This is a genomic window from Microbulbifer sp. TYP-18, from assembly GCF_040932045.1.
GTDB lineage: Bacteria > Pseudomonadota > Gammaproteobacteria > Pseudomonadales > Cellvibrionaceae > Microbulbifer.
The window spans coordinates 1-2,683 of record NZ_JBFRBC010000086.1 but is presented as its reverse complement, the minus strand read 5'-3'; the positions used below and the strand labels follow the sequence as shown (position 1 = coordinate 2,683).

Here is a 2,683-nt window from a genome sequence, read left to right as displayed (position 1 = left end):
GGCCGCTCCAATTGATCAAAGTAATCGCCCCCGGAAGCCTGTTGCTCCAGTTGGTCAAAATAATCAGGCATAACAGCCACCAGATTGAAGAAAGGGAAACCGCTGCCGAACGGCGCGGTCAATGAGGAAGATTAAACGCCCGGGCGGGGAACCTCGGGTAGATCGACAACCTGAGCCTCTTCTGGGATCTCAAAACCTTCAGGCAGATAGCCGAATTTACTCAAAAACAGCGATGCTTGGTTTGGTTGCTGGTATAGACCCTGCACCTGACGCTCCGTTGGCGTGGGGTAGCCGGGCACTGTTCGAATATCCGGGTTTTCACCGGAAGCCATCTGTTGCCCACTACCCTGCTCGGCCCCATACAGGTTCAGGTATTCCTGAATAAAATACTGCCTGGCCCGCTCCCGACTGCCACCCCAGGGCTTAAAATCCGTGTCGTCACTGGAGAAGTATCCCGCAGTCTCGTCGATACGAGTCTTCGCGTAGGCTTCGGCCTTCTTCACCAACTCCACTCTGCTGGGTGGCGCCTCAAGGGGAATCAACTGATTGGTTTTGGGGTCAACACGCACCAATGCTTCGCTAGACCCATCCTCACTCTTCACCTTCTCTATGATCGGTTTTTCCGGCCCGCTCGGCTTTCTGGGGTCTTCCAAATATTGAATCCGCGCCGACAGGGATTGGTGGTTATCACTGCCCGGCTCTGCCTTATCCCGCGCAAGCATTAATCTCTCCATCTCGGTGGTGTTCTTATTGGTCTCGGGGTCTTTGAGCATCCCAAGTGCCTTCAACAGCGCCCGCCGCTCTTTGGGATTGTTTTTGAGGATGTCTATCTGCCCTGCCCAACCCATACCGCGCTTCATCAATGGGTCTACCTGATACTGATGCACCGGGTCGTCCTGTGCCGTTGACTGCCGGTCCGTTTTGGGGACAATCTCACCGTTGCGCCGCATACCAATGACAACCGTACCCGGCTGCTTGCCACGGGTCAGGAAAGCGACCCCCTCCAGTTCGTCGGCAACTTCACTGCCGCTGATCAGATCGGGGGAGGTCGCCTGTACCGCCTGCGCAACCTCCGGCGACTCCAACCGGAGTTGACCCTCTCGCAGTCCTTTCATGGTCTCCGGCAAAGACAGCAGTGCGGCCATCTCTGGCGTATCTGGATTGCCCCCATATTCGATGATCGATGCAACCCGACCCAGTTGTTTTAGGTTGTACTCCGCCAGCTCCCGGTTGTATCGCTCCGTCTGGCGTGCATCCGCCAGACCTTCGCGCTGCCTCTGGTGAGCCAGTTCCTCTTCCGCCCGCGCATCCGCTTTAACCTGGCGATCCCGCCGAAGCCTCCGGTCCTGCATATCCTGCATAAAACCGAAACCCTGCATAAAGCCCTGGGCCGCATTGGCCGTGCTTAATCCAGCCATTCTGTTTCCCCTTAAAAAAGTTCACCGGTTGCCCAGCCAGCCAACGCACCCAGGGCCGCGCCATACAACATCCCCATAGGCCCGGCAAAGGCACCAGTCTCAGCACCAGCTGCCATGGAGGCGCCAATACCGGCACCGGCACTGACATTGGTGGCCTTCTGCTGCTTTTCGGCCATTTCCAACTGGTCATTGCGCATGTCCCGCTCGCGCTCCTGCTGCGCAACCTGTTCCAGTCCCTGCATCGCGTCCCGCTTCACACCGCGACCAACACTGATTAATCCGTAGCTTCCACTCATGGTTGTCAAACTCCTGTACAGTTAAGCAAGCCTCATTCGGCATTCTTCTAATCTTCAAGCTCATCCGGTATAGTTGGCGCGCTAATCGCCATAAATAACGGCCTAGTTTTATAAACATTTAACTTGTGCCGGCCATACACCATTTGCCGCACATAGTATTTTCGGCAAAAAAGAAATTTTAATTTCAATGGGATGAAGATGAAAAAATTACTTTCTATAGCTTTTTTACTGGCTTTAAGTTCCAACGCATTTGCAGATTACGCATGGTACTATGGCACAATTAAGAGGGTATGGCCCCTTAACGATGATGGTGGCTTTGTTATTACCTTTGAAGGGACATCTAGTCTTAGCGACTGCCGAAATCAATATGCAGTTTTTAGTGCATCCCTACTTCCTCCAGAGAAACTGGACAAATCATTTTCGCTCGCTTTATCTGCTTTTCACGCAGGCTCCACCGTTGGTGTTGAATTGGACAAAGACTTATATGATGACCAGTGTCTTCCGAATAGTATAACTATCACAAAATAGATATAAGCGGTAGCCAAAAGCATCTTGCCTTTGGCTACCTGATCCCCCCGTAGCCTCACACATTTTGCATTACCACCAACACTAATTATCCGTAGCTTCCACTCATGGTTAACGGCCCTCGCTAATCGCTTCTCTCAACCCGATGGCGCCCGCGCCGGACATGACCTGCTGCTGACGGTCCTGCACATGCATCCGGGTATTGTTTCTCGCCGCCAGCTTCGCAGCAGTTCCACTGGCTGCGTTGGAACGACTTTCGCTGGCCTGTTCCCGTGGACTCATCGACAGGCCAAAGCGACTGCGATCCCGCTGCAGGCTTTCCTTTGAAGTGGCAAAGCTCTGATCCATCGCCTCACCCGCCCGGTCCACCGCCTCGGTCACTGCCTCGGGGTTGGTGGCGAAGTCGATGGCCTTGTCCTCATAAGGGGCAAAGCGTTTTAGATA

The 2,683-nt window shown here is 53.9% G+C and carries 4 protein-coding genes; 1 reads left to right on the top strand and 3 read right to left on the bottom strand.

Going from position 1 to position 2,683, the window contains the following annotated elements:
- Positions 1-131: 131 nt before the first annotated feature.
- Together ABVT36_RS19035 and ABVT36_RS19030 are read right to left on the bottom strand one after the other, a co-directional pair.
- The gene (locus ABVT36_RS19035) at positions 132-1,418 is read right to left on the bottom strand and encodes a hypothetical protein (protein ID WP_368457972.1); all 1,287 of its coding nucleotides are present in this window, start codon (positions 1,416-1,418) and stop codon (positions 132-134) included.
- 11 nt (positions 1,419-1,429) lie between these two features.
- On the bottom strand, positions 1,430-1,714 hold the full coding sequence (locus ABVT36_RS19030; RefSeq protein WP_367151853.1) for a hypothetical protein: 285 nt from the start codon (positions 1,712-1,714) through the stop codon (positions 1,430-1,432).
- Positions 1,715-1,912: 198 nt separating this feature from the next.
- On the opposite strand from ABVT36_RS19030, the gene ABVT36_RS19025 reads away from it, so the two are divergent.
- The gene (locus ABVT36_RS19025; protein WP_368457971.1) at positions 1,913-2,242 is read left to right on the top strand and encodes a hypothetical protein; all 330 of its coding nucleotides are present in this window, start codon (positions 1,913-1,915) and stop codon (positions 2,240-2,242) included.
- Positions 2,243-2,350: 108 nt separating this feature from the next.
- On the opposite strand, the gene ABVT36_RS19020 is transcribed toward ABVT36_RS19025, so the two are convergent.
- Positions 2,351-2,683 (bottom strand): hypothetical protein (locus ABVT36_RS19020; RefSeq protein WP_368457970.1); only part of this gene is annotated, 333 nt, incomplete at its 5' end.